Origin of the sequence: Fibrella aestuarina BUZ 2, assembly GCF_000331105.1 — a bacterium.
GTDB lineage: Bacteria > Bacteroidota > Bacteroidia > Cytophagales > Spirosomataceae > Fibrella > Fibrella aestuarina.
The window spans coordinates 1,321,678-1,348,229 of sequence record NC_020054.1; the positions used below are offsets into that span (position 1 = coordinate 1,321,678).

21 protein-coding genes and 1 tRNA gene are annotated in these 26,552 nt (G+C 52.7%); 19 read left to right on the forward strand and 3 right to left on the reverse strand.

Features of this window, described 5'->3' with window-relative positions; all coding sequences use genetic code 11:
• The 3 genes from FAES_RS05270 to FAES_RS05280 all read right to left on the reverse strand — a co-directional run bounded on the left by FAES_RS05270 (position 1) and on the right by FAES_RS05280 (position 3,242).
• On the reverse strand, positions 1-636 hold the full coding sequence (locus FAES_RS05270) for a gluconate 2-dehydrogenase subunit 3 family protein (RefSeq protein ID WP_173401273.1): 636 nt from the start codon (positions 634-636) through the stop codon (positions 1-3).
• A 159-nt stretch (positions 637-795) separates the two neighbouring features.
• A complete protein-coding gene (locus FAES_RS05275) occupies positions 796-2,502 on the reverse strand; it encodes a DUF885 domain-containing protein (protein ID WP_015330166.1) in 1,707 nt (568 codons plus the stop codon).
• A gap of 95 nt (positions 2,503-2,597) precedes the next feature.
• Complete coding sequence (locus FAES_RS05280) at positions 2,598-3,242, reverse strand: acetyltransferase (RefSeq protein ID WP_015330167.1); 645 nt, start codon at positions 3,240-3,242, stop codon at positions 2,598-2,600.
• A gap of 167 nt (positions 3,243-3,409) precedes the next feature.
• On the opposite strand from FAES_RS05280, the gene FAES_RS05285 reads away from it, so the two are divergent.
• The 19 genes from FAES_RS05285 to FAES_RS05375 all read left to right on the forward strand — a co-directional run bounded on the left by FAES_RS05285 (position 3,410) and on the right by FAES_RS05375 (position 26,546).
• The gene (locus FAES_RS05285) at positions 3,410-4,261 is read left to right on the forward strand and encodes a UDP-2,3-diacylglucosamine diphosphatase (RefSeq protein ID WP_015330168.1); all 852 of its coding nucleotides are present in this window, start codon (positions 3,410-3,412) and stop codon (positions 4,259-4,261) included.
• Between the two features lie 12 nt (positions 4,262-4,273).
• On the forward strand, positions 4,274-5,407 hold the full coding sequence (locus tag FAES_RS05290) for a glycosyltransferase family protein (RefSeq protein WP_015330169.1): 1,134 nt from the start codon (positions 4,274-4,276) through the stop codon (positions 5,405-5,407).
• 61 nt (positions 5,408-5,468) lie between these two features.
• Positions 5,469-7,907, forward strand: coding sequence for a penicillin acylase family protein (locus FAES_RS05295; protein ID WP_015330170.1), 2,439 nt, complete (start codon positions 5,469-5,471; stop codon positions 7,905-7,907).
• Positions 7,908-7,974: 67 nt separating this feature from the next.
• Positions 7,975-8,316 (forward strand): hypothetical protein, encoded by a 342-nt coding sequence (locus FAES_RS05300; RefSeq protein WP_015330171.1) that lies wholly within the window; start codon positions 7,975-7,977, stop codon positions 8,314-8,316.
• Positions 8,317-8,377: 61 nt separating this feature from the next.
• Positions 8,378-8,977, forward strand: coding sequence for an OmpH/Skp family outer membrane protein (locus FAES_RS05305; protein WP_015330172.1), 600 nt, complete (start codon positions 8,378-8,380; stop codon positions 8,975-8,977).
• Positions 8,978-9,508: 531 nt separating this feature from the next.
• Positions 9,509-9,976 (forward strand): SsrA-binding protein SmpB, encoded by a 468-nt coding sequence (gene smpB / locus FAES_RS05310; RefSeq protein ID WP_015330174.1) that lies wholly within the window; start codon positions 9,509-9,511, stop codon positions 9,974-9,976.
• Between the two features lie 122 nt (positions 9,977-10,098).
• The gene (locus FAES_RS05315; protein WP_015330175.1) at positions 10,099-10,617 is read left to right on the forward strand and encodes an HNH endonuclease; all 519 of its coding nucleotides are present in this window, start codon (positions 10,099-10,101) and stop codon (positions 10,615-10,617) included.
• A 324-nt stretch (positions 10,618-10,941) separates the two neighbouring features.
• Complete coding sequence (gene rpsA / locus FAES_RS05320) at positions 10,942-12,726, forward strand: 30S ribosomal protein S1 (protein WP_015330176.1); 1,785 nt, start codon at positions 10,942-10,944, stop codon at positions 12,724-12,726.
• A 102-nt stretch (positions 12,727-12,828) separates the two neighbouring features.
• A complete protein-coding gene (locus FAES_RS05325) occupies positions 12,829-13,656 on the forward strand; it encodes an alpha/beta hydrolase (protein WP_015330177.1) in 828 nt (275 codons plus the stop codon).
• A gap of 79 nt (positions 13,657-13,735) precedes the next feature.
• Positions 13,736-13,806 (forward strand) — tRNA-Cys (locus tag FAES_RS05330).
• A 248-nt stretch (positions 13,807-14,054) separates the two neighbouring features.
• Positions 14,055-15,368 carry a cytochrome c3 family protein gene (locus FAES_RS05335; RefSeq protein WP_229364428.1) on the forward strand — a complete coding sequence of 438 codons (1,314 nt, stop codon included), beginning with the start codon at positions 14,055-14,057 and terminating at the stop codon, positions 15,366-15,368.
• A gap of 57 nt (positions 15,369-15,425) precedes the next feature.
• On the forward strand, positions 15,426-18,518 hold the full coding sequence (locus FAES_RS05340) for a TAT-variant-translocated molybdopterin oxidoreductase (protein ID WP_015330179.1): 3,093 nt from the start codon (positions 15,426-15,428) through the stop codon (positions 18,516-18,518).
• A gap of 30 nt (positions 18,519-18,548) precedes the next feature.
• A complete protein-coding gene (gene nrfD / locus FAES_RS05345) occupies positions 18,549-19,976 on the forward strand; it encodes an NrfD/PsrC family molybdoenzyme membrane anchor subunit (protein ID WP_015330180.1) in 1,428 nt (475 codons plus the stop codon).
• 20 nt (positions 19,977-19,996) lie between these two features.
• A complete protein-coding gene (locus tag FAES_RS05350) occupies positions 19,997-20,527 on the forward strand; it encodes a DUF3341 domain-containing protein (protein WP_015330181.1) in 531 nt (176 codons plus the stop codon).
• A 10-nt stretch (positions 20,528-20,537) separates the two neighbouring features.
• On the forward strand, positions 20,538-21,140 hold the full coding sequence (locus FAES_RS05355) for a c-type cytochrome (protein WP_015330182.1): 603 nt from the start codon (positions 20,538-20,540) through the stop codon (positions 21,138-21,140).
• Positions 21,141-21,204: 64 nt separating this feature from the next.
• Positions 21,205-22,512, forward strand: coding sequence for a hypothetical protein (locus FAES_RS05360; protein WP_015330183.1), 1,308 nt, complete (start codon positions 21,205-21,207; stop codon positions 22,510-22,512).
• Positions 22,513-22,534: 22 nt separating this feature from the next.
• Positions 22,535-23,638 (forward strand): cytochrome c oxidase subunit II, encoded by a 1,104-nt coding sequence (locus tag FAES_RS05365; RefSeq protein ID WP_015330184.1) that lies wholly within the window; start codon positions 22,535-22,537, stop codon positions 23,636-23,638.
• 30 nt (positions 23,639-23,668) lie between these two features.
• Positions 23,669-25,555 carry a cytochrome c oxidase subunit I gene (locus tag FAES_RS05370; protein ID WP_015330185.1) on the forward strand — a complete coding sequence of 629 codons (1,887 nt, stop codon included), beginning with the start codon at positions 23,669-23,671 and terminating at the stop codon, positions 25,553-25,555.
• On the forward strand, positions 25,530-26,546 hold the full coding sequence (locus FAES_RS05375) for a COX15/CtaA family protein (RefSeq protein WP_015330186.1): 1,017 nt from the start codon (positions 25,530-25,532) through the stop codon (positions 26,544-26,546). The genes FAES_RS05370 and FAES_RS05375 overlap by 26 nt, the downstream gene beginning before the upstream one ends.
• Positions 26,547-26,552 lie beyond the last annotated feature (6 nt).

The following is a 26,552-nucleotide window of genomic DNA, read 5'->3' on the forward strand; positions in this document are numbered from 1 at the left end:
TTAGATCGCCCAGGCTTTTTGGCCGGGTTTCAGGGGAACACATCCGTCGTAGCGGCCGGGGATAGCCACATACTCAAGGGCCTGCGTGGCACCAATCTCAGAGGTAAAATAGCCCATGAGCGTCAGGTCTTTAAGCATGACGAAGAACGGTGTTGCGTTGCGCTTCGCCTGCGGAATCTGCACATCCTGCTGGCCTTCCACTTTGCGGGCCATTTCGGCACGTTGCTGCTTGGCTTCGGCCTCCAGTTTCTTCATGATGTCGATCTTCTGCGTGTTGTCGAGTTGCGTGTACGACTTCCCGTAGGCATCCTGACTCATCTTCTGCACCTGCGTCAGGCCGTCGATAAAGCGTTGCTGGTCAGGCTGTTTGTAACAGTCTTTCAGCACCACGTCGATAATCTCGTTGACCTTCGCGGCTTTGGCGCCGGGTGTTTTGGTGGTGGGAATAATCACATCAGCCAGTTCGGCTACCAGCGCGTCCTGATCGGCAGTGAAAAGAACGGGTTTGCCCGTAGCCACACGTTGAGCGGCCGAAGCTTCAAGCGTATCGGCCAGTGCGGATGAACCTAAGCCGGGCAGCGTCATGGTTGCTCCGACCATCGTGGCCACCCGCAAAAGGGCGTCGCGTCTGTTCATAATAGGTTTTGTTAAGAGATCGTAATTCAGACAAATATACACAATTCTAAGACGAAATAGGAAGGAGAAAAGGCCCGTAAAGTGCCTATCTCCGGGGCACGGGAATAAAACGACAGGTACGTTGGCTATCGTATCTAACCCGTTGGCAACCAGCTTATGTTAGCGGAGCAACACGCGCGCCAACTCGCTCACCGGCAGCATGCCCTGCGCCAGTACGGCATTATGAAAACCGCGCAGGCTGGCCTTTTTACCCATCTTTTGCTGGTAGCGATCGCGCAGGGCCAGCAGTTGCAGCTTGCCGAGCGAATAGGAGAGGTAGCCAGGGTCGTAAGTACCACGGATGGCCTCTTCTCGGGCGGGTTTTTCTTCGTAGTAACAATTGGCCTGAATGAAGCGCGTAGCCTGGTCGACGGTCCAGCCGTGGGTGTGCAGATTAATGGCGCAAACCAGTCGGCAATACCGCAGCAGCGACTCCGACAGCTGAGCCATCTTGTACCTGGCGGCTGTTTTGGGATCGCGCCACACATCGCCGCCGGGATAGCCTTCTTCGAGCATCATTTGCTCGGTGTAATGCGCCCAGCCTTCCACAAAGGCATAGCTGCTAAACACCTTTCTAACTTCGCTGACCTTGGACGCGTTCAGGTGCAGAAACTGTACGTAATGGCCGGGGTAGGCTTCGTGGATGGAGATAACCTCCGCCACGTAGCGGTTATACTGCGTGAGCCATTCTTCCTGCTGCCGGGCTGGCCAACTGGCTTTGGGCAGCGTAACGTAGTAATAGGCCTGCGTCGCCTCTTTCTCGAACGGCCCCGGTGTGTTCATAGCGGCGGTGGCCCCGACCATAAATTCGGGCGTTTTGGTTACGGTGGCTCGCACCTCCGACGGAATGGAGATCAGCTGTTTGTCGAGCAGGAACTGCCGGATGGCCTCGCAGTGCGCCTGTGTGCTGCTGACGAGTTTGTCGGCCGTGGGGTGATCCCGCTGAATGCTACGGAATACCTCAATGGCCGGGCGGTTGGGGTCAATGATGCGGGCGGCGTTGGTAAACTCGATCTGCTCGCGTTTCAACTGGGCCAGCCCTACTCGCAAAATACTGTCGGGATTGGCGTTAAGCTGCTCATTGTATAGCAGCATCCGCCGGAAATTGCCTGTTCCGATGGCAAAGGAGCCTTTGGCGGTTGGTAGGATATGGCGCTTTAGGTGATCGGCCAAGCCGTGTAGCGCGTCGGCGGCGAGTTTGGTGGCGGACTGGAGTTCGGTTTGTTGGCCGGCGTTGCCCACTTTGCTGAACGCCGTACGAACGTCGCCCAGCAGGTAATCGGCCGTGCCGTTAAAGACATCGATACTAACCTGAACGTGCTCCGGTGACGGGTTGGCGCTGAGGTTCTCTTTCACGGCCGCTACGTAATCGGGCATGAGCCGGGCCTTGTTGATGAGCGACTGCATCCGCCCGGCTGGTATTCCGAACGACCGCTCCACGTAGGTGCTGAAATCGACATTGTACGAATACGGATCTTCGGATGCACGCAGGCTGTCGATGTCGTTCAGTTCGCCGAGAATATTGGCCCGGATGAGCCGGTAGTCGATCTGCTCGTCGACGCTCAACTGAGCCGTATCGAGTTGGGCAAGCGCCGAGTCGAAATGAGCGAGCTGGGTACGTTGCTGCTGCCACCAGCTTTTGGTGGGGATGGGCAATTGGCCGTCGTACGCATGGTTACCGAGATAGACGGCTGCTTCGGGATTGCTGGCGTAATAGGCGTCGAGGTATTGACGCGACAGGTCGCTGAAGCTGGGTACGTTGCCGCGTTCGCGCTGGCAGGCAACCAGCAGCGTGGCGAGCAGTAGAGTGGGGTAGGCGAAGCGCATGCAGAAACAGAATGCTGAACAAAGAAGATGGGCCTAGTAAGCGTGCCCATTTACGGCCCCAAGTTCATTGTTCAGCAGCCATAGTTCCTAATGACTTACAGCCCTTTTGCGGGATTGCCGAAGACGGTGGCGCCGGCAGGTACGTTCTCAACCACAACCGAACCCGCACCAATGCGGGCATTTTTGCCAACGGTGATGCCCGCCACCAACACAGCCCCCGTACCGACGTAAGCACCCTCTTCGATGGTAACGCCGCTGTTGACCACGGCGCCTGGTCCAAGCTGCACGAAATCACCGAGTTGAGCCCGGCTGTCGATGATCGCCCCGGCCAACACGAGGCAATGCTGCCCGACTGTCGCCATTGGGTTTATGACGGCGCGGGCGGCAATAAGGTTACCGTGCCCCAGGCTGGCCAGCGACGAAATCACGGCCGTATCGTGGATGGCGTTGACGGGCTGCACCTTGCGCCGGTCGTTGAGGAGCTTCACCAGTTGTTTGCGGACGCGCCCGTCGCCAATAGCAATGCAGGCCTCGCAACTCTTGGCTGAGTTAGCCCCGATCAATTTCAGGAAACCATCGTCGTCGGTATCGCCAAGCACGGTCACGTCGCCAAACTCCTGCCCATGCAGGGCTTTGTTGTCGTCGAGCAGGCCGTAGACGACTACGTCGTTTCGCTGAAAAATATCGAGGGCCGTCAGGCCAAGGCTACCCGCCCCAAAAATCAATACTGGGTTTTCCATAGACAATCAATGTACAATTGACAATGAACGATGTACAATGAGTTTGTCTCAACAAGGGGTGGTTGGAGCAAATTCATTGTACATCGTTCATTGTCAATTGTACATTCTTCTTATTTTGATAATCAAGCGATAAAATCTACTTCATATGTAGACAGCACCTTTGGGTCATGAAACAGGCCACACTGTTTAAGACGATTGTGCTGTCAGATCTTCACCTCGGCACGGCGGGGTCGAAGGCCAAAGAGACTGCCGACTTCCTGAAACACCATTCGTGTCAGAAGCTGATCCTGAACGGCGACATCATCGACGGCTGGCAACTCCGACAGCATGGCCTCTGGAAGAAAAAGCATACCGCCTTTTTTAAGGTGGTTTTGAAGCAAATCGTTCAGTACAATACGAAGGTGATCTACCTGCGGGGTAACCACGACGATTTTCTTGATCAGGTACTGCCGTTGCAGGTCGGCAAGAATTTCAGCATTCAGCGCGATTACCTGCACAAATCGGGTAAACGTACCTTCTACGTGACGCATGGCGACGTGTTCGACTCCATAACGTCGCACATGAAGTGGCTGGCTTACCTCGGCGATCTGGGCTACACGCTGTTGCTGTGGGTGAACAAATTCTACAATCAATACCGGGCCTGGCGCGGGTTGCCCTATTATTCACTGTCGCAGACCGTGAAACTGCGCATCAAGCAGGCGGTGAATTATATCTCCGATTTTGAAGAGAAACTCACCGAACTGGCCCGCGCCCGCCACGCTGATGGCATCATCTGCGGGCATATCCATCAGCCCGCCATCCGCGACATCAACGGCCTGACCTACATGAACTCGGGCGACTGGGTCGAGTCGCTGAGTGCGCTGGTCGAAGATCATGACGGCGACTGGCACCTGCTCTACTATTCGGCCGACATGGCCACACCCGACGAGGAAGTCGAAACCGAACAGCCCGAGGTGGTTGTCTCGGCCCACGAACCCATCGAGCAGCACATCATTAGCGAACTTCTTAGCAGTCAGTAAGCCGGGTAACGTATGCGGTTCTTATTCATCATTCAGGGAGAAGGGCGGGGCCATCTCACGCAGGCCATTTCACTCGCTCAGATGGTGCAGGCGGCAGGCCACGAAGTAGTGGAAGCACAGGTTGGGCTGGCCGCCGACCGACCCATTCCGGCGTTTTTTGCCGAACAGTTCCCGGCTCCGTTCAAACCCGTCACTACACCTGAATTGGTTTACTGCCCCCACACCAATCAGTTGTTGCTTGGCCCTACGGTCAAGCGGGTGCTCAGTAAGCTGGGTACGTTCCGGCAGAGTATGCAGCAGTTGCACGAGGCCATCGAGACGCACCAGCCCGACGTAGTCGTGAATTTCTTTGAGTTGCTCTGCGGCCTCACCTACGCATTTTACCGCCCGTCGGTTCCGGTTATTAGTGTGGCGCATCAGTTTATGGCGCTGCACCCCGACTTTCCGTTTCCGCCGAAAAAGCGGCTCGACAAATGGTCGTTCCTGGGGCTGGTTCGGCTCAACGCCATTGGCTCGTCGGAAGTACTCGGGCTCTCATTCGATCAGCAAGCCGACGTACCCAACCGCCGACTGCGGGTGGTGCCGCCACTGCTTCGGCAGGAACTGGCCGCGCTCAAGCCAACGCAGGAGCCGTTTATGCTTGCCTATACCACGCAACCGGGCCTGCGGTCAGTGGTGCGGGCCGCCCATCAGCAACAGCCCAATCAGGCGCTGCGCTACTATCATGCCGGGGTAGGTCAAGTAGAAGAGGTTGTCGATGAGACGCTTACCGAATGTAAGCTCGATGGGCAGCGATTTCTGGCCGACATGGCCCGGTGCTCGGCGGTGGCAACCACGGCGGGTTTCGAATCGGTTTGTGAGGCGATGTTTCTGGGCAAGCCGGTGCTGATGATGCCGCAACCCAATCACTACGAACAGGCCTGCAACGCCCTCGACGGGCAGCGTGCGGGAGCTGGGCTGGCTGCCGATACGTTTGATCTGGCGGGTCTGGTTGGGTACGTTCCGGAGTACGACAGAGGCCTGCAAAAGCGGTTTCAGCACTGGCACAGTCGGGTTAGCGGGTTGTTTCTGGCGTCGTTGTACCGCGTGGCCAACGGGCAGAAAAACCGGCAGCCTAACCCAACGGGTCGTGTACAGACGGCGTAACGGTCGCGAGGAATATATCGTAAGAATGTGCAATTTGAGCCCGTAATTGTTTTACAGGTTCATGCGATACGTTTTAGCCCTGTTCACCACCGTTGTTACCATCGCGCTGGTGTACGCCCTTAACCGAAGCTGGGGACAAGTGCCCGCCTTTGGTCCGCTTCTAAGTCCCTTTACCGGTTTCTGGCAAAATGCCGAAAAGCCCGATCAGCTTCAGGCACAGGAGATCGATATCGAAGGCACCCAACAGCCCGTCGAAGTGGTGTTCGACAGCCTGCATATTCCGCACGTTTTCGCGCAAAATGACCACGACGCCTATTTTGCGCAGGGCTACCTGACTGCCCGCGACCGGCTCTGGCAGATGGAGTTTCAGACCCACGCCGCTGCCGGTCGGGTATCGGAGATTGTGGGCGAGCGGGCCTTGGAACTCGATCGGTACAACCGTCGCCTCGGCATGGGCTATGCTGCCGAACAATCGGTCGACTTCATGATGAACGACCCCCGCACTAAAGCCTGCGTGGAGGCGTATACGGCCGGTATCAATGCCTATATCGCGCAGCTCAAGCCGGCCCACTACCCGCTTGAATACAAATTGCTGGGTTACGCGCCCGAACCCTGGCAGCCCATCAAGTGCGCTTATTTTCTGAAATACATGTCGGGCGTATTGGCCCTCGGCGCCGACGACGTGGCCATGACCAATATTCTGGCGAAGTACGGGCCGGAGGTTACCAACGATCTATTTCCGAATTATCCCAGCCATGAAGACCCGATCATTCCGGCCGGCACGAAGTGGGATTTTCTGCCGGTCTACTACCTCAAATCGCCGCTGAACCCCAAGCCATCCAATCAGGGGTATGTGACTAATTGGCCCGACGGTGGCTGGCCCCGCCACGACCCGGCGATCGGCTCCAACAACTGGGCGATTGCCGCGCAGAAATCGGCTACGGGCTACCCCATTCTGGCCAACGACCCGCACTTATCGCTGAACCTGCCGTCGATCTGGTACCTGATCCAGCTGCATACGCCTACGCTCAACGTGATGGGCGCGTCGATGCCGGGGTCGCCGGGGGTAATCGGTGGGTTCAACCAGCATATTGCCTGGGGCGAAACCAACGTGGGCTCCGATGTGCTTGATTTTTACAAGATTAAATTCAAAGACGACAGCCGGCAGGAATACTGGCACGGCGGACAGTGGAAGAAGGTGACGCGCCGGATCGAGACCATCAAAGTGAAGGGTAAGCCCGACGTGATCGATACCGTCTTATATACGCACCACGGGCCGGTGATGTACACGCCGGGGATGAAGTCGTTTGCCAAAAACTTCCCGGTAGGCTATGCCGTGCGGTGGGTGGCGCATGATGCCTCCAACGAGTTGCTTTGCTTTTACCTGCTCAACCGGGCCAAAAACCACGCGGATTACCGCGATGCGCTGACCTACTACGGCGCACCAGCGCAAAACTTTGTCTTCGCCGACGTTAACAAAGACATCGCCATTGCACCCAACGGTCGCTTTCCGCTAAAGAAGAAAGGGCAGGGTAAATTTTTGCTTGATGGCACCGATCCTAACGACGACTGGCGGGCATTTATCCCGGCTGAGCATAATCCACACGTGAAAAATCCGGCGCGGGGGTTCGTGAGTTCGGCCAATCAGTTTTCGACCGACCCAACTTACCCATACTACCTCAACTGGCAGTTTGCGCCCCCCGAACGTGGCATGCGCATTAATCAGCGGCTGACGGCTATGCAGCAGGCGACGGTCGACAGCATTGGGCAGTTGCAGTATGACAATTACAACCTGCGGGCTGCCAGTATGCTACCGAAACTGCTGCCTCAGGTACGTGCTAATGGGCTAACGGCCGCCGAAAAACAGGCGCTGGCGACTGTTCAGGCGTGGCGCTACAATAACGCTACGAGTGAGGTTGGGCCGACAATCTTCACCGAATGGGAAAAACGGTTTATGGATGCGCTCTGGGCCGACGACCTGCCCGAATCGGATAGCTTACCCCTGCGCAAACCCTCCGCCGACCGGACACTGCAACTGGTTACCGAAACACCTACCGCCCGCTGGGTCGATGATGTGCGCACCCCCGCCCGCGAAACCCTGGCTGATATCGTTACGCTGAGTTTCCGGGCAACGGTTGATACCCTTACGCGTCGGCATGGGCCGCAGGGGAATGCCTGGCAGTGGGCGGCGACCAAGTCCACACGCATTGCTCACCTGGCCCGCCTCGATGCCTTGAGTGCCATGAACGTGCAGGTAGGAGGCGGGAGCACCGTGGTCAACGCCACCACCACCCGAACCGGCCCGTCGTGGCGCCTGGTGGTAGCGCTGGGGCCAAACCCGAAAGGATACGCCGCCTTGCCGGGTGGACAATCGGGCAATCCGGGGAGTCATTATTACCTCAATATGCTCGAACCCTGGCGTAAAGGGCAACTGACCGCCCTTCAGTTTCTTCAGTCGCCTGCCGACGCCAAACAGGCAGTCCGCTGGACAATGAAATAAAATGAACTGACGGGCTTGGGTTGCTCCTCGACCTCAGCCCGTCATCATCAATTCTCAAAAAATACGTATGATTCCTATCTTGCTGATTGCGCTTCTGAGCCTGGTTGCCCAACTGATATTACCGTGGTGGAGCGTCGCACTGGTCGCGTTTGCGTTTTGCTTTGGCCGCCCGTTGAGTAGTGGACGGGCCTTTCTGTACAGCTTTATCGGCGTCGGTATTGTGTGGCTGGTATATGCCTTACTCCAACACCTGCAATCGGGCGGTATCCTGACGGGCCGGATGAGCGAAGTGCTCAAATTGCCGCCAAACCCTGTTTTTCTGCTCCTGCTGACACCCGTGCTGGGTGGCCTTGTGGCTGGCTTCGGCGGCATGGCGGGCTACTGGGTACGTAAAGCCATAAAGCCGTAAGCCACTTACGAGTTTAAAGATTTACCTTTGTGAAAATCAATTCATAATCATCCGTTACCACGTGAAAAATGTTTCCCTGGCGATCAACGCCGTGCTCGCCATCGCCGTAGCTGTATTGTACTACCTGCACTTCAAATCACAGCAACCTGCCGAAGACACCAAGGCGGCTCCGAAAGTAGTAGAAGGTCGCAAAATCGTGTATGTCAACATCGACTCGCTAGCAACTAACTACGATTATTTCAAGGACACGCGCAAAGTGCTCGAAAGCAAGCAGTTCCAGCTGGAAAACGATATTCAGAACCGGGGGCGTAACCTGCAGAATAAACTGGCGTTTTTCCAGCAGCGTGCACAAACCATGACGATGGAGCAGGGCCGCGCCGCTCAGGCTCAGTTGCAGAAAGAAGAGCAGGACCTGATGGCCTACCGCGAACGCGCCGCCCAGGGGCTGGCCGTTGAAAAAGCGAAGAAAGACGATGAGCTGTACAACCAGATCTTCGACTACCTGAAAAAAGTAAACGCCCAGAACAAATATGAGATGGTACTGGGCTACCAGAAAGGCGGCAATATCCTGTTTGCCGATGGCGGTAGTGATGCCACGAAGCGCGTCATCGACGGCCTAAACAAAGAGTATGCAGCCAAACAGACCGCTACCAAAAAATAGATAGTATCGCATTTCGCTCAAGCAGCCAATCCAATCTGGGTTGGCTGCTTTTTTTGGCACAGGCTTTGATAAGCGCGTATTGACGGCCCTGCTACGCTGCTCTGAGGGTAAGATTATACTTTATTTTGTATTTATCGAATAAACTATAAAATAAAAGCTGCCTTGCGGGCTGATCAGGCACTGTTTTTGTCTATTCCCTAAGTGCCTCCTGCAAGCAGTTATACATCTGCTAGCGGACAATATCGCTCTGGCTGGTCGATGCCGTATTGGGTCCTGAGGCTGTGGCTTCAATACCGTAACTGGGTTCTGCTCAGTTATGAAACGTTGGCCAGCCGGGCGTCTCTCCTTTTATTCTATTTTGTTAGGCAAATAAGTAATTTTCCGAACCCCAGTCACTCGGCTGGGGTTTTCCTTGTTACGACGGTTTCGCCCGCGGTTAATTGCGCGACGTCTGGTCGTGTGCTGGACACAGACATCGCTTATTGACGCGTCTGATTGCCAGCGAGTAAACCCTATTTTCTACGAACATAGATGGCTAGTACAACAATTGTGAAGCAGGTCGATATCCGGAATCGGCGAGCTTCGTTTGAATACGCGTTTCTGGAAACATACACCGCCGGGCTGGTACTGACCGGCACCGAAATCAAATCGATTCGTCAGGGAAAGGTGAATTTGCAGGACGCCTATTGCCTCTTTCTAGGGGATGAACTCTACATCCGGCAAATGAGTATCTCGACCTATACCGAAGGCACTTATAACAACCATGAACCCCTCCGCGACCGCAAGCTGCTGATGACCAAACGCGAGCTTCGGAAGCTGACCGAGAACCTCAAAGACCAGGGGCTGACGATCGTGCCGGTTCGGCTTTATACCAACCCGCGCGGATTTGCCAAGCTGGATATTGCCCTTGCCAAGGGTAAGAAGCTGTATGATAAACGCGAAAGCATCAAAGAGCGAGACACAGCCCGTAACCTGCAACGAGGGAATTACGACGATTGACCGGCCTTTGGGCTATTCGCTAAAATAGCACTTATTGGGCCCCCACAAATCGGAATAACTCCACCGTACATCGTGAATTATTACGTAAATTGCTTGCAAACAGAGGATTTACAACCGATTGTATGGGCAGGAAAGTCTTAGTCTTAAATTCAGATTATAGTGCACTTAGCATTTGCTCTGTACCCAAAGCGTTTCTGTTGGTTTACCTGAGCAAAGCCGAATTAGTGGCCGAGTCAGAGGCCTTGTTTCTCCGCACCGTTGACAAGGAGTTCCCGATGCCCACCGTCATCCGACTGCATCGGTATGTTCACCTACCGTATAAGGGCGTCATGCTGACTCGCCAAAACATTTTCCGGCGGGATGGTCATCAGTGCCAATACTGTGGTACAACCGAGGACTTGACCCTCGACCACGTCATTCCGAAGTCGCGGGGTGGCAAAACCAACTGGGATAACCTGCTGACGGCCTGCAAACGTTGCAACTCGCGCAAAGGTGATTTCACCCCGGAGGAGGCAAACCTGAAAATGCGTCACAAGCCCTTCAAGCCGTCCTTCATCGTCTTCCTCCGCGATTTCTCCGGTGTGATCGACGATAGCTGGATGCCTTTTCTGACCACTAAGCGGGAACGCATCTACGACTAGGTACGTGGATTGACGAGCAACGCAGTCCGCCGCTATAAGTAAGGGCCGCCGGTCAATGAGTTAGGAAAGCCCTGAGTGGCAGGTCCTCAACTCGTTGACCGGCGGCCCTTACCTATAGCGGCGGACTGCGTTGAACTTATATCGCTTGAGTGTCAGGTACGTGAACTAAATCCCAACTGCAATTGCTATCTTTGCACTCCTTTTTCAGAGAGGAGTGTATCGGTTAACCATGTGGTTACCTGATGCAGCGTATGTTCAACACAAAAGTCAGTTCGTTTCGACCCGGCGAACTGATGTACTGGATGGGTCGAGTTAAACTAGTTTATGAGCAAATCGCAGCAGTCTGCAAACTTGCCCGAATTTGATTGGGATCGGGCAGACAACAAAGGGTTCGGTAGTGGCTATTCCGCCGCTGAGCGGGAACGTATGGAGGAGATGTACGATGGTACACTCACCGAAGTAAACGAGAAAGATGTTGTAGTAGGAACGGTTGTAGGGATTACAGACCGCGAAATTCTGCTAAACATCGGCTTTAAGTCGGACGGCCTCGTGCCCTCATCCGAATTCCGGGATCTGCCTGACCTGAAAGTTGGCGATCAAATCGACGTGTACATCGAGAACCAGGAAGACCCCAACGGTCAGCTGATTCTGTCACGTAAGAAAGCCAAAGTAATTACCGCCTGGAAAAATATCCAGAAAGCCCTCGACGAAGACCTCGTTATCGACGGGTTCGTGAAACGTCGGACCAAGGGCGGTCTGATTGTCGATATTTATAGCATTGAAGCTTTCTTGCCCGGTTCGCAAATTGATGTGAAGCCCATTCGTGACTTCGACATCTATGTAGGCAAGAAGATGGAAGTGAAAGTGGTGAAAATCAACTACACCAACGATAACGTAGTTGTTTCGCACAAAGTCCTCATCGAGAAAGATCTGGAAGCACAACGCGCTCAGATCCTCAACAACCTCGAGAAAGGTCAGGTACTGGAAGGCGTGATCAAGAACATGACCAACTTCGGTGTCTTCATCGATCTGGGTGGTGTCGATGGTCTGCTGCACATCACCGACATCTCGTGGGGCCGTATCAGCCACCCGTCGGAAGTGCTTACGCTCGATCAGCGTGTCAACGTGGTTGTACTCGATTTCGACGAAGACAAGAAGCGGATTTCACTCGGTATGAAGCAACTCCAGGCTCACCCTTGGGATGCTCTGACCGAAGACATCCAGGTTGGTTCGAAAGTGAAAGGCAAGATTGTCAACGTAGCCGACTACGGTGCGTTCCTCGAAATCATGCCGGGCGTAGAAGGCCTGATCCACGTATCAGAAATGTCGTGGTCGCAGCACCTGCGCAACCCGCAGGAGTTCCTGAAAGTTGGTGACGAGGTAGAAGCCGTTGTGCTGACCCTCGACCGTCAGGACCGCAAGATGTCACTCGGCATCAAGCAACTGACTGCCGATCCCTGGACGCGCCCCGACCTCACGAGCAAGTACGCCGTTGGCACGCGCCACACGGGTATCGTACGCAACCTGACCAACTTTGGTCTCTTCCTCGAACTGGAAGAGGGCATCGATGGGCTGGTACACGTATCGGATCTGTCGTGGACGAAGAAGATCAAGCATCCGTCAGACTTCATCAAAGCTGGTGAAAACCTCGACGTGGTTGTCCTTGAACTTGACGTCGACAACCGCCGTCTGGCCCTGGGTCACAAGCAACTCGAAGAGAACCCGTGGGACACGTTTGAAGATACGTTCACCGTTGGTTCAGTTCATCGTTGCACCATCCTGTCGAAAAACGACAAGATGGCGACGCTCGAACTTCCCTATGGCATCGAAGGTTTCTGCACCCTGCGGAACCTGGCCAAAGAAGATGGTTCAGTAGCCGAAGTAGGTGAATCGCTTGACTTCAAAGTGACGGAGTTTTCGAAAGAAGATAAGCGCATTATGCTGTCGCACACACGTACCTGGCAGGAGAAAAACGAGCCGATTAAGGAAGCGAAACCCAAAGCGGCCAAGTCTACGCAGTCGGGTTCTTCACAACCGGAGCGTGGCGCCACCCTTGGCGACCTCGACGCCCTGGCTGCGTTGAAAGAGCAGATGGAAAGCAAGAACTAACCGTTCGTTGCCTTGAGTATAACGCCCCAGCGTCTTGATGACGTTGGGGCGTTTTCTTTTTGCGTACTTTGGACGGCTCACGCCTAGACTCGTCTTGCCTATATGTCTGCCCTTGAACTGACCATCCCCTTTGGGTCAGCGCATCTGTCTGCTACTGATTGGCCGCTGGAAGGAGCCAAAGCGGTTATCGGTCTCATTCATGGGTTCGGCGAACACTCAGGACGGTATAGGCATGTCGCCGAATTTCTGAATAAGCAGGGTTTCGCCGTAACGAGCTATGATCTGCCTGGCCACGGGAAAACGCCCGGTAAGCGGGGACACGTAGCTAACTACGAGGTACTGCTTGATAGCGTTGACGCATTCATGGGGTTTACAAAAGAACGCCACCCTGCTTTGCCCGTATTTCTCTTTGGCCATTCGATGGGCGGAAATATCCTGGCCAATTTCCTGATTCGCCGTCAGCCGGTTATTCGGGGGGCTATTGTGCAGGCTGCCTGGTTGCGAATGCCCTACGAGCCACCCAAAATGGAAATCTGGCTCGCCAAAACGATGCGGTATATCTACCCATCGATTCAGGTACCGTCAAAACTTGATCCGACGTCGGTTTCGCGTGACCCGGTTGTTATTGCGGCCTACAAAGCGGATACGCTGGTGCACGACAAAATAACGCCGGGTTGGTTTTTTGGCGCTTTCGAAGCGCAGGAGTATGCCATAAGCCATGCTGACCAAATCAACGTACCTACTCTAGTCATGCATGGAACCGATGACCGATTGGCAGCCCATAGCGGGTCGGTTGATTTTGCCATTAAAGGGGCTCGTAACGTAACAATGAAATCATGGTCAGGGCTTTATCATGAACTGCACAACGAACCTGAGCAGCAGGACGTCTTGCAGCTTATGACCGACTGGATCAATGATCAGTTAGAGTAGAAGCGTAAATTTTTAAAGTTGTGGCTTGGCAGGTGCGCCCGTAGCAAGAAAAGATTATATTTGCAGTCCAAACGCACAGGGTTCCGTGGCCGAGAGGCTAGGCTCAGCTCTGCAAAAGCTGCTACAGCGGTTCGAATCCGCTCGGAACCTCCCTTGGAAAGCCGTCAGATCACTATTTTCTGACGGCTTTTTTTTTCGCTCTGGCGAAAACTTGGACCGTTGCCCAGAGAGTTGAGCGTGTGATTGTGGGAATGATTTAGAACCTTTCCAGACAAGCGATTTAGTACTTAAAATAGCTCAAAAGCCCCTTTCGTAATTAACGTTCCTGCCGTACTTTTGTGCGCCAATGGAAATCAGTGGTGAGTATGCTCTCTAAAATTATTTATAAATCATTCGTTATGAGCCGTTTAACGAAGCTTTACGGAGTGGTGGCTCTGTCAACGACCTTGCTGTTGAGTGGTGGCCTTACGTACGGACAAGACTCCTCAGCTGCACAAGGTGGGGGTGGCCCGGCCACTCCAGCTCCCGCTGCCGCCGCAGGTGGTGGCGATGTGGCGAAGGGTAAAGAACTCTTCACCAACAATTGTCAGCAGTGTCACAACACCAATGAGGTGGCGCTGGTTGGCCCCGGTTTGAAAGGTGTTCGCCAACGTACCCCCGGCGATGCCTGGCTACAAAAATGGATTCGGAACTCGTCGGCTGTCATCGCTTCTGGTGATGCATACGCAGTGAAGATCTTCAATCAGTACAACAAGACGCAGATGTCGTCATTTCCGAATCTGACGGACGGTGACATCAAAGGCATCCTGGATTACATTGATTCGGAAAACGCAGGTGGCGCTGCTCAGGCTACCGCTGGCGATAACCAAGCTGGTGGTACCAAAGCCTCTACTGCCGCTGCTTCCTCATCAACGTCGTCAGGTCCGTCTGAATTGTTCACGTTCGTCCTGATTGCGCTACTGGTCGTTATGCTGCTGGTATTGGGCGTACTGTTCGTGATTGTGACCATCCTGTCGAAAGCGGTTAACCCGCAAACGGAAGGTGAGGTTGGCACGCGGGCACAACCCTTCGTACAGCGTCTTCGGGCCGGTCTGCTTGGCGCGGTTAACAACTCAACCGTTCGTTCGGTAGCGATCTGGCTGTTTATTCTGGTCGCTACGAAGATGTCGCTTGATGGCTTGTACTCAGTAGGTATCCAACAGGGTTACGCCCCTAAGCAACCTATTGCTTACTCACACAAACTGCACGCTGGTCAGTACAAAATCGACTGTAACTACTGCCATACGGGTGTGAACAAAGGCAAGTCGGCAACGATCCCCTCGGCCAACATCTGTATGAACTGCCACGGTGTGATCAAGAAAGAGTCGCCGGAGATTCAGAAGATTTACACGGCTATCGAGCAGAATAAGCCTATCGAATGGATTCGGGTGCACAACCTGCCTGATCTGGCTTACTTCAACCATGCTCAGCACGTAAACGTAGGCAACGTACAGTGCCAGAGCTGCCATGGTGAAATTGAAAAAATGGAAGTGGTTGAGCAGCGCTCATCGCTCACCATGGGCTGGTGTATTGACTGCCACCGCAAGACGGAAGTAAACACCAAAGACAACGCTTACTACGACAAGCTCGTTGCCCTACACAGCAAAGAGTCACGCGAACCTCTGAAGGTTGCCAATATTGGCGGTCTGGAGTGTTCAAAGTGTCACTATTAATTCTCTCAATCTCTACGAAGTATCAGCCAAACATCGGCTCGCTGCTTGAATCAATATATGGAACAAGTAACCAAACGGTATTGGAAGGGTGTTGAGGAGCTACGCAACGATGCTACGTTTGTAAAAAACGCGCAATCGGAATTTGCGGAGCCAACTGGGAATGATCTCCAGAATCTGCTGGATGGCACCAACGCCCCCCGCCGTGATTTTTTGAAAACACTGGGTTTCGGCATGGCGGCGGTTTCGCTCGCTGCCTGCGAAGCTCCGGTGCGCAAAGCCATTCCTTATTTAAATAAGCCGGAAGGCACGTTCCCCAGCATCTCTGATTACTATGCGTCGACTTATACAGACGGTGGCGATTACGCCAGCATTTTAGTCGAAACTCGGGAAGGTCGCCCCATTAAAATTGAAGGCAACCCGTTGTCGAGCCTGTCGAAAGGCGGTACAACTGCGCGGGTTCAGGCCTCGCTTTTGTCGTTATATGATAACGAGAAACTGCGTGGTCCGAAGCGGGGTGAGCAGGATATTACCTGGGATGTAGCTGATAAAGAAATCATCAGCCAACTGACCACGATCGCGGCACAGGGTGGAGCTATTCGTCTGGTTACGTCGTCGATTGTAAGCCCGTCTACAAAAGCAGTTATCGCTGATTTCGTAGCCAAGTATCCAACGGCCCGTCATATCATGTATGATGCCAACTCGGCGTCGGGCATCATTCAGGCCAATCAGGCTTCGTTCGGTAAAGCCGTTATTCCATCATACGATTTCAGCAAGGCCCGCACGATCGTCAGCATCGGTGCCGACTTCCTGGGTACGTGGATTGCTCCGCTTGATCACGCCATGCCTTATGCCAAAACGCGTAAGATCGGCGCCGTTGGTGGTGGTAATAAAGAAATGTCGCGCCACTACCAGTTTGAGACTATACTGTCGATGACTGGGTCAAACGCCGACTATCGGGGTACGTATAAGCCGTCGCAAGAGGGCTTGGTTGTTGCCAGTTTGTATAACAAAGTCGCTGCCAAGTTGGGTGGTCAGGCCATCAGTGCACCGGCCGTTGAGGTTCAGTACCTTGATAAAGCTGCTGCTGATCTGGTTGCATCACGTGGTCAGGCAGTTGTCGTTGCCGGGTCAAACGATCCGAACGTACAGATCGTCGTCAATGCGTTGAACAGCCTGCTGGGTAGCTACGCCTCGACGATCAATCTGAATACGCCGGTTAACTACCGTCAGGGGAATGATCAGCAAATGAACGCCTTCATCAACGAGTTGAAAGGCGGTCAGGTTAAAGCTGTGATGTTCCACATGGCCAACCCGGTTTATGATCATCCGCGTGGTGCCGAGATTGCTGAAGCGTTGCCCAAGGCTGCGCTGTCGATCTACTTCGGTGATCGTGCCGACGAAACAGGTTCACTCACGAGGTACATCACGCCAGCTCCTCATTTCCTGGAGTGCTGGAACGATGCCGAGCCCAAGGCTGGCTTCTATAGCCTGACGCAGCCTGCCATCACGCATATCTTCAAAACACGTCAGATGCAGTCAAGCCTGCTGACGTGGGCAGGTCGTAACAACGATTTTCAGGAATATGTACGTAGCTACTGGCGTACTAACATGTTCCCCAAAGCAACAGGCTATGCCAGCTTTGATGAATACTGGATTAAAGTACTGCATGATGGCGTTTTCGAAACGGCAACGGCTGTAGCCCCCTCGGCTGTTAGTTTCGCTGGTAACACAGCGGCTGCAGCAGCCGGTATTGCACAACGATACAAGCCTACTACAGGCATGGAGGTTGTTATTTACGAAAAAGTCGGTATGGGTACTGGTTCACAGGCCAACAACCCATGGATTCAGGAGTTTCCCGATCCCGTATCGAAAGCCTGCTGGGACAACTACGCAGCGATCTCGCAAAAGACAGCCACTGACATGGGGGTTGAGCAAGACGAACTGCTGAAAATCGACGTTGCTGGTAAGTCAATCGAGCTGCCCGCGCTGATCCAACCGGGTCAGGCTGATAACACGGTAGCTGTTGCCATCGGTTATGGTCGCTCGAAAGCTGGTAAATGTGCGGATGGCGTTGGTCAGAATGCGTATCAGCTTGCCTCGATCGTGGGTGGCACTGTTTCAATGGCCGCCTATACGGCTACAGTAAGCAAGGCTGGCGGTCGTCACGAAATTGCCCAGACGCAAACGCACGAAACGGTAATGGGCCGTCGGGCAGTGTTGCAGGAAGGCATCCTGGCTCGGTACAAAAAGGATCCCAAAGAAGGTCGCTACTTCCCGAAAGTAGAAACCTCAGAGGGCCCTGTTACACCGACTGATATTACACTCTGGCACGGTTACGGCAAGCCAAACCACTCATGGGGTATGGTCATCGACCTGAACTCATGTATCGGCTGCGGCGCTTGCGTAGTAGGTTGCATCTCAGAAAACAACACGCCTACGGTAGGCCGCGAAGAAGTGTTGGCCCGTCGTGAAATGCACTGGATGCGGATCGACCGGTACTACAGCAGCGATGCCGAAGAAGGCGATTATACCGCTCTGGAAAAAGCGTCGGCTAACCCCGAAGTGACCTTCCAGCCGATGCTTTGCCAGCATTGCAGCAACGCACCTTGCGAAACGGTATGCCCGGTATTGGCTACCACGCACAGCACGGAAGGGTTAAACCAAATGGTTTACAACCGTTGCATTGGTACCCGCTACTGCGCCAACAACTGCCCTTATAAAGTGCGTCGCTTCAACTGGTTTAAATACCACGACGAAGACAAATTCGATTACCAATTCAACAACGATCTGGGCAAGATGGTCATCAACCCAGACGTAACGGTTCGTGCCCGCGGTGTGATCGAGAAATGCTCATTCTGCGTACAACGGATTCAGGAAGGTAAGCTCACGGCGAAGAAAGAACGTCGTCGTCCGCTGCCCGACGAAATCCAGTCGGCCTGCGCGCAGGCCTGCCCAACAGATGCGATTATTTTCGGTGACATGAATAACCCCGAAAGCACTATCTCGAAGGTATTGGCTACTGAATTGAACGAACGCGCCTTCCACGTTCTGGAAGAAATCAACGTCCGCCCCCAAATTGCGTATCTGACCAAGATCCGTAACAAAGACGAAGGACCGAAGCAGGAGTCGACTCAGCATTCTCAGGCGTAGATAACGTACCCTTTAGCAAATTAGAAAGCAATGCATATTACTTCAGCCGTACGCACGCCACTTGTTTCAGGTGGTAAAACCTATGCAGACGTTACGGAAGACGTTTGCAAGCAGGTTGAAGGCAAACCCACCCGTGAGTGGACAATTGCCTTCACAATTTCGGCCATCGTATTGGTCTACGGCACTGCCTGTGTGTTCTACACCTGGTGGGAAGGCCTGGGCGTATGGGGGCTCAATAAAACAGTAGGTTGGGCGTGGGATATCACCAACTTCGTATGGTGGGTAGGTATTGGTCACGCAGGTACGTTGATCTCGGCCATTCTGTTGCTGTTCCGGCAGAAGTGGCGGACGTCAATCAACCGGGCTGCTGAGGCCATGACGATCTTCGCCGTACTTTGTGCCGCTTCGTTCATCTTCATGCACATGGGCCGCCCCTGGTTAGGCTACTGGGCACTGCCTCTACCCAACACGTTCGGCTCACTGTGGGTGAACTTCAAATCACCCCTTGTTTGGGACGTATTTGCCATCAGTACCTATTTCACCGTGTCGCTGGTATTCTGGTACATGGGTCTGGTGCCTGATCTGGCCACAATTCGTGACCGTGCCCGTAGCAAAGTAAGCCGTTATGTGTATGGCGCTTTCTCGCTGGGCTGGAACGGTTCGGCCAAAACATGGGCTCGTTACGAATACATGAGCCTTATCCTGGCCGGTATCTCGACTCCCCTTGTACTATCGGTACACACGATCGTAAGTATGGACTTTGCTACGTCGGTAATTCCCGGCTGGCACACTACGATCTTCCCGCCTTACTTCGTAGCGGGTGCAATCTTCTCTGGTTTTGCCATGGTGCAGAACCTGATGCTGATCACCCGGGTGGTTTTCAAACTGGAAGACTACATTACAACAGAGCACATTGAGTCGATGAACAAAATCATCACGCTGACGGGCTCGATTGTGGGGGTAGCGTACCTGACCGAGTTTTTCATTGCCTGGTATTCGGGCGTTGAATTTGAAGCCTATGCGTTCATCAACCGGGCAACCGGTCCTTATTGGTGGGCTTACTGGGCGATGATGACGTGTAACGTAATCTCACCGCAGCTTTTCTGGAGCGCTACTATTCGTCGTAGTGTGGTTTGGACATTCGTGCTGTCAGTTATTGTGAACATTGGTATGTGGTTCGAGCGCTTTGTGATTATCGTTACGTCACTGCACCGCGATTATCTGCCTTCAAGCTGGGCTATGTTTCACCCGACTTTGTTCGACATCAGCGATTACATTTTCTCGTTTGGCCTCTTCTTCACGCTCTTCCTGTTGTTCGCCAAATTCCTGCCTGTAGTCAACATGGCTGAAGTAAAAGCGATCATCAAATCTTCGTCTGAAAAACTACCGAAGTCGGTATCAGGCGTAGCGAAAGGTGAGCGTGTCACTAGCCCTACGTTCAATAAAAACGCTGATTAACCACCTCATTCCAATTGTATATGGCATCGCCAGTTAATAGTCGCTTTTTGGTAGGCATCTTTGATGACGACGATGTGGTCATGAAGGCTGTCAAAGAAGTTCGGGAAGCAGGCGTTCGGATTCACGAAGTATACACGCCATTCCCGATCCACGGGCTTGACGTGGCATTGGGTCATCCGCGCTCCCGTCTGGGTATTGTCGCTTTCATGTTCGGTCTTACGGGTTGCCTCTGTGCTTTGGCGCTGATGTCCTACACGGAGAAGTTCGACTGGCCGATGGTCGTAGGCGGTAAGGATTCATTTTCTTTCCCCGTTTATATTCCTATTACGTTCGAGTTGACGGTGCTGTTTACAGCCCTGGGCATGGTAGCCACTTTCATCATCTCAAATGGTATGGGGCCAACTGTGAAGCCGCTGATGTTCGATCTGCGGACAACCGACAACAAGTTTGCCATGGCAATCGACATGGAGAAGAACAAGCTGTCGGAAGCAGACATCGAATCGATTTTGAAGCAGTCGGGTGCTGCTGAAGTCAACGTCAAGCAGTTCTAATTCGCCGAATATGAAATTTAAGCATATAGCTCTGCCAACCATCGGATTTGCCGTTGCTCTACTGATGACCGCTTGTGGCGATGACCACAATTCGACCGGGGTTCAGTATGCGCCGCAGATGTACGATCCCGTTGGCTACGAAGCTTACAAACAGATCGATTCAAACCGCATCAATCCGTATGGATTGAATATGCGTGACCCGGCCCGAGGCACTGTTTCTCGACGGAACTACCACACCACGTTTGGTAAAGGCGATAGCGCTGTCACCGACTTGATGGTGTACAACATTCCCAAAGACAGTATCGGCATTGCTGAACGTACCCTGTCTAATCCTATCCCGGCCACGGAAGCCACGCTGGAAGAAGGCAAAGTTTTGTACGGACGTTACTGCGTACACTGCCACGGCGAAGGTGGTAAAGGCGATGGTCTGGTAGGCAAAATGTATGCTGGTGTACCGAACTACTCAGCAGACGCCTACAAGACGATGAATGATGGGCATATTTTCCACGTCATCACGCACGGCAAAGGTCGGATGTGGCCGCACGGTTCGCAGATGACGCCAGAAGAACGCTGGAAGATCGTTATGTACGTTCACAAACTTCAGCAAGGTTAAACCGCTAAACAACGCACAGACCTGACCAAAGCAGGATTGTGCATCATCTTTTAATCAGTCAATAATGGCATCAGTACACGCAATACCTTCTTTAGACGAGCAGTATGAATTTACGGCTGAGTCGAAGCGGCGGCTAATTATTGGTGGAGCCGTTGGCGTGGCACTTGTCGCGCTTGGTGCATTCCTGCTTGCGTCTGGAGTTGGTGAGCATGCCCACGAGGCAGTACAGGGACATGGCCTGAGTGAGGGCCACGAAGGCGCACACGGTCACTACAAATGGATTACCCGTATTTGGGCTAACTTGTGGGTAAACGCGGTTTACTTCACCGGTATCTCAGTCGCTGGCGTATTCTTCATTTCTTACAATTACTTGGCGCAAGCCGGCTGGTCGTCAGTAATCAAGCGTGTGCCCGAGGCCATGCCAGCTTTCTTGCCGGTGACCGGCGCGATTTTGCTGGGTGTTTTCTTCATTGCTGGCCACGACATTTTTCATTGGACTCATGAAGGACTTTATGACAAGGCAAGCCATGACTACGACCCGGTTATTGCTGGTAAGCATGGCTTTCTGAACACGCCCTTCTTCCTGATTCGCGTCGTTTTCTATTTCGTTGCCTGGTATATGCTGTGGCGTATCCTGCGTAACCTGTCATTGCAGGAAGACCTGTATGGTGGCACCGAGTACTACTACAAAAGCATGAAGTATGGCACCGCCTTCCTGGTTGTTTTTGCTGTAACTTCATCGACGGCCGCTTGGGATCTCATCATGTCGATTGATACCCACTGGTTCAGCACGATGTTTGGCTGGTACACACTGGCAAGCTGGCACGTAGCTGGTTTGGCAACCATGACGCTGACCGTGGTGATGCTGAAAGAGCAGGGCTACTTGAAAGCCGTGAACAACAGTCATCTGCAAGATTTGGGCAAATTTGTGTTCGCTTTTAGCATCTTCTGGACGTACGTTTGGTTTGCGCAGTTCATGTTGATTTACTATGCCAACCTGCCAGAAGAAACGATCTATTATCGGGAGCGCTTTAGCGGCTATAATGAGATCTACTTAGCTCCTTTCTTTGTTAACCTGTTCCTAAACTTTGTATTTCCGTTCCTTGTTCTAATGACACGGGATGCAAAGCGTACAACGCTCATTTTGAAGGTTGCTTGCTGGGGTGTACTTGTTGGTCACTACTTTGATTTTTACAACAACATCATGCCAGGAACGGTTGGCGAACACGGTGGATTCGGGCCAGTTGAATTTGGCATGATCCTCATTTTCGCTTGTGCTTTTATCTGGTCAGTGTCTACCCAACTGGCAAAGGCTAATTTGATTGCCAAGAATCATCCACTACTAGAAGAAGCCTTGCACCACGACATTTAGACTTTATCTAAATCTTATTCTTATGATTTACATCGTAGCACTATTGTCGCTCGTGTTTCTGGCCCTCGCCTTCATGGTGTTTGGCCGATTGACCAGCGTGCTTAAAGGCGTTAATGGCGGCGAAGAGGTAGAAGACTACGGCGGCACCAGCAACAAGATCAACGGGATCATGTTCATCGTGTTCCTGATCGGCGGTATTACTGCTGCAACGTGGTCGTTTATCCATTCGACGCAATACTTTCTGCCAGAAGCGGCTTCGGAGCATGGTCGCCGGACGGATTCGCTCTTCTGGTTGTCTATGGCCATCGTAACGTTGGCGGCTCTGGTTACTAACATTCTGCTTTTTGTTTTTGCCTGGAAGTACCAGTACAAAAACGGCAAGCGGGCAACCTATTATCCCGAAAACCACAAGCTTGAGCTAATCTGGACAGTAGTACCTGCCGTCGTAATGGCCGTGATGGTATTTACAGGCTGGCAAGCTTGGCGCGACATTATGTCTGAAGCGCCCGAAGGAGCCCAGGAAGTTGAGCTAGTTGGTAAGCAATTCAACTGGATTGCCCGCTACCCCGGCGTAGACAATAATAAACTGGGCGCTTTCAATTATAAGCTAATCGATAACAATAATGAAGTTGGTATTGATTACTCAGACGAAGCTGCATTTGATGATTTCACGGGTACCGACTTGCACATTCCTGTTGGCAAGCCTGTACTGATCAAAATTCGCGCTCGTGACGTGTTGCACAGTGTCTTCATTCCTCACATGCGTGTGAAGATGGACGCCGTGCCCGGCATGCCGACTCGTTTCTGGTTCAAGCCTGAGAAGACTACTGAGCAGATGCGTAACGAGACGGGCAATCAGAATTTCAAATATGAAATTGCCTGCACCGAGGTATGTGGCCGTGGCCACTTCTCAATGAAGATGAACCTGATCGTGGAAGATGAGGCTTCATGGAAAAAGTGGTGTGCTGAACAGAAACCACTGCTGACAACGTACCCAGAGTATGCATCGCGTATTCCGGCGAATTTGAAAGCAAAAGCGGCAAAATACCTGCCTGCGCAAACGGATAGCACAGCTACAGCTTCAACGGCTGGTGTTGGCGGTACGGGAAGTGCGGCATTACGTTAATTTCTTCAAAAACAACAAAAGCTACTACCTATGGCAACTACAGGAGCACTTTCTACGACTGCGGTTCAAGTGGCTGAGCACGATCACCACGACCACGAACTGAACTTTTGGAGAAAGTACGTTTTCGCCGAAGACCACAAAACGATTGCTAAGCAATACCTGATCACAGGTATTCTTTGGGCAATCATCGGCATTAGCTTCTCCGTCATATTTCGTCTTCAACTGGGCTTCCCAGCGATGAAGATGGAATTCCTGCGTCCCCTCATTGGTGGATGGGTTGATGAGTCAGGTAAGCTAAGTGCTGACTTCTATCTGGCACTAGTTACAATGCATGGTACCATTATGGTATTCTTTGTATTGACAGCTGGCTTGAGCGGCACGTTCTCAAACTTCTTGATCCCATTGCAGGTGGGTGCCCGTGATATGGCATCGGGCTTCCTGAACATGCTCTCTTACTGGTTCTTCTTTATGGCCAGTCTGGTAATGTTTGTTTCGCTCTTCTTAGAAACTGGTCCCGCAGCGGGCGGTTGGGTTGTTTATCCGCCTTTGAGTGCCTTGCCCCAAGCTCATGATGGGTCAAAGATGGGTATGACGCTCTGGCTTACGAGTATGGCGCTGTTCATTGTGTCGCAGTTGCTGGGTGGTATTAACTATATCACAACGGTGATCAACCTGCGTACGCGCGGTATGTCGTTCAGCAAACTGCCATTGACAATCTGGGCTTTCTTCCTGACGGCTGTGCTTGGTCTGATCTCGTTCCCCGTTCTTTTGTCAGCCGCTCTGTTGCTGATCTTCGACCGGAGCTTCGGTACGAGCTTCTATTTGTCTGACATCTATATTGGTGGGGAGGCGCTTCCTAACGTTGGTGGTAGCCCCATTCTGTTCCAGCACTTGTTCTGGTTCTTGGGTCACCCTGAGGTGTACATCGTGATGTTGCCTGCTTTGGGTATTACCTCAGAGATCATCGCGACGAACTCGCGCAAGCCGATCTTTGGCTATCGTGCCATGATTGCCTCAATGATGGGTATTGCTTTCCTAGCGTTCATTGTTTGGGCTCACCACATGTTTGTAACAGGTATGAACCCCTTCCTTGGGTCGGTGTTCATGTTCCTGACGTTGATCATTGCCGTTCCGTCGGCGGTGAAAGCGTTTAACTATATTACAACACTGTGGCGGGGTAACATTCGGTTCACACCGGCCATGTTGTTCTCAATCGGTCTGGTATCGTTCTTTATATCAGGTGGGGTAACGGGATTGATTCTTGGTAACTCTGCCCTGGATATTCAACTGCACGATACCTATTTCGTTGTTGCTCACTTCCACTTGGTAATGGGCGCTTCATCGGCTTTTGGTCTGCTGGCAGGTGTGTACCACTGGTTCCCCAAAATGTTTGGCCGGATGATGAACGACAAGCTTGGGTACGTTCACTTCTGGATGACGTTTATCGGTATCTACTGTGTGTTCTTCCCAATGCACTATATCGGTATTGCCGGCTTCCCCCGTCGTTACTACGCTTTCACAAGCTACGATTTCACGAAGAACATTTTCCAGGATATGAATGCCTTCATCAGCATCGCAGCTATCCTGACGTTCTCCGCGCAGTTCCTGTTCTTGTTTAACTTCGTCTATAGCTTGTTTAAAGGCCGTCGGGCTTCTCAGAACCCGTGGAAATCGAACACGCTGGAGTGGACAACGCCGGTCGTTCCGGGACATGGTAACTGGCCGGGCGAAATCCCTGCGGTGTACCGTTGGCCGTATGATTACAGCAAGCCGGGTGCGAATGATGACTTCATTCCGCAGAACGTACCGTACTCGCAAACCCCTGAATCAAATCTTCCACATGAGAATGAATTGATTTCACTGGAGAAAGCGATTGAAGCCCAAAACTTCAATGACCAGTTTAAACAACCTCATTAATGAGCGTTCGTTTCGGCGGCTGGCACTCCTGACGGTTATTGCAGTCTACCTACTGATTCTGGTGGGTGGCATCGTCAGGAGTACCGGCTCCGGGATGGGATGTCCCGACTGGCCTAAGTGCTTCGGTCAATGGGTACCTCCGACCAACGTTAATGAGTTGCCAGTTAACTATCAGGAGATTTATAGTCACCGAGGTTACGCGAATACAGAGTTTAACGTCGTAAAAACGTGGACAGAGTATTTGAACCGGCTACTAGGCGCGCTGATTGGCGTGTTTATCTTCCTGACGTTTATAGCCTCTACTGTAGCCTACTGGCGTAAAGATCGCGCCATCGTAGGCTATAGTTTTTTGGCCTTTATACTGGTAGGCTTTCAAGGTTGGTTGGGCGCTAAGGTCGTTTCGAGTGTACTGGCTACCTGGCTGATTACCTTGCATATGTTGCTGGCTATTGTCATCGTCGGTGTACTGATGTATGTCATGGCGCGTAGCCGGGCCGCTTTGCTGGTAAACGAGCAGACGAACGTGTCGAAAACCGGACAACGCTGGCTACTGATTAGCTCGATTCTGCTGTTAACGCAAATTTTGTTGGGAACGCAGGTACGTGAGGTAGTTGACGAGGTGGCCGATCAATTTGGGGCTCAGCAACGCTTTCGTTGGATCGATGAGCTAGGTATTCGTTTCTATATCCACCGCAGCTTTTCATTAGTAGTTCTTGCAACGCAGCTACTATGGATCTGGCCACTGGTTAAGAGCCAATCTCCAGCTAATACGGTGAGGCAATTGGCCCTTTCCATGGTAGCGCTGATTGGGGTGGAAATAGCAACTGGCATTGTTATGGCATACTGGGCAATACCGGCTTGGGCGCAACCAGTACACTTAACGTTGGCCGTTGTAGCGCTTGGAATTCAGTTCCTGGTAATTCTGTTTGTAAAAAAGGAGACGTTGCTAATCAATACAGCCCGTTCGGAAGTTCGGTATGAGCAGGTGTAGCAACAG

Coding starts and splice junctions, on each gene's coding strand:
- FAES_RS05290 (WP_015330169.1), top strand. CDS start 4,274: ATGCGGTTCTTATTCATCATTCAGGGAGAAGGGCGGGGCCATCTCACG.
- FAES_RS05375 (WP_015330186.1), top strand. CDS start 25,530: ATGACCAGTTTAAACAACCTCATTAATGAGCGTTCGTTTCGGCGGCTG.
- FAES_RS05340 (WP_015330179.1), top strand. CDS start 15,426: ATGGAACAAGTAACCAAACGGTATTGGAAGGGTGTTGAGGAGCTACGC.
- FAES_RS05365 (WP_015330184.1), top strand. CDS start 22,535: ATGATTTACATCGTAGCACTATTGTCGCTCGTGTTTCTGGCCCTCGCC.
- rpsA (WP_015330176.1), top strand. CDS start 10,942: ATGAGCAAATCGCAGCAGTCTGCAAACTTGCCCGAATTTGATTGGGAT.
- FAES_RS05325 (WP_015330177.1), top strand. CDS start 12,829: ATGTCTGCCCTTGAACTGACCATCCCCTTTGGGTCAGCGCATCTGTCT.
- FAES_RS05355 (WP_015330182.1), top strand. CDS start 20,538: ATGAAATTTAAGCATATAGCTCTGCCAACCATCGGATTTGCCGTTGCT.
- FAES_RS05315 (WP_015330175.1), top strand. CDS start 10,099: ATGGGCAGGAAAGTCTTAGTCTTAAATTCAGATTATAGTGCACTTAGC.
- FAES_RS05360 (WP_015330183.1), top strand. CDS start 21,205: ATGGCATCAGTACACGCAATACCTTCTTTAGACGAGCAGTATGAATTT.
- FAES_RS05285 (WP_015330168.1), top strand. CDS start 3,410: ATGAAACAGGCCACACTGTTTAAGACGATTGTGCTGTCAGATCTTCAC.
- FAES_RS05270 (WP_173401273.1), bottom strand. CDS start 636: ATGAACAGACGCGACGCCCTTTTGCGGGTGGCCACGATGGTCGGAGCA.
- FAES_RS05370 (WP_015330185.1), top strand. CDS start 23,669: ATGGCAACTACAGGAGCACTTTCTACGACTGCGGTTCAAGTGGCTGAG.
- FAES_RS05335 (WP_229364428.1), top strand. CDS start 14,055: ATGAGCCGTTTAACGAAGCTTTACGGAGTGGTGGCTCTGTCAACGACC.
- FAES_RS05350 (WP_015330181.1), top strand. CDS start 19,997: ATGGCATCGCCAGTTAATAGTCGCTTTTTGGTAGGCATCTTTGATGAC.
- FAES_RS05280 (WP_015330167.1), bottom strand. CDS start 3,242: ATGGAAAACCCAGTATTGATTTTTGGGGCGGGTAGCCTTGGCCTGACG.
- nrfD (WP_015330180.1), top strand. CDS start 18,549: ATGCATATTACTTCAGCCGTACGCACGCCACTTGTTTCAGGTGGTAAA.
- FAES_RS05300 (WP_015330171.1), top strand. CDS start 7,975: ATGATTCCTATCTTGCTGATTGCGCTTCTGAGCCTGGTTGCCCAACTG.
- FAES_RS05295 (WP_015330170.1), top strand. CDS start 5,469: ATGCGATACGTTTTAGCCCTGTTCACCACCGTTGTTACCATCGCGCTG.
- smpB (WP_015330174.1), top strand. CDS start 9,509: ATGGCTAGTACAACAATTGTGAAGCAGGTCGATATCCGGAATCGGCGA.
- FAES_RS05275 (WP_015330166.1), bottom strand. CDS start 2,502: ATGCGCTTCGCCTACCCCACTCTACTGCTCGCCACGCTGCTGGTTGCC.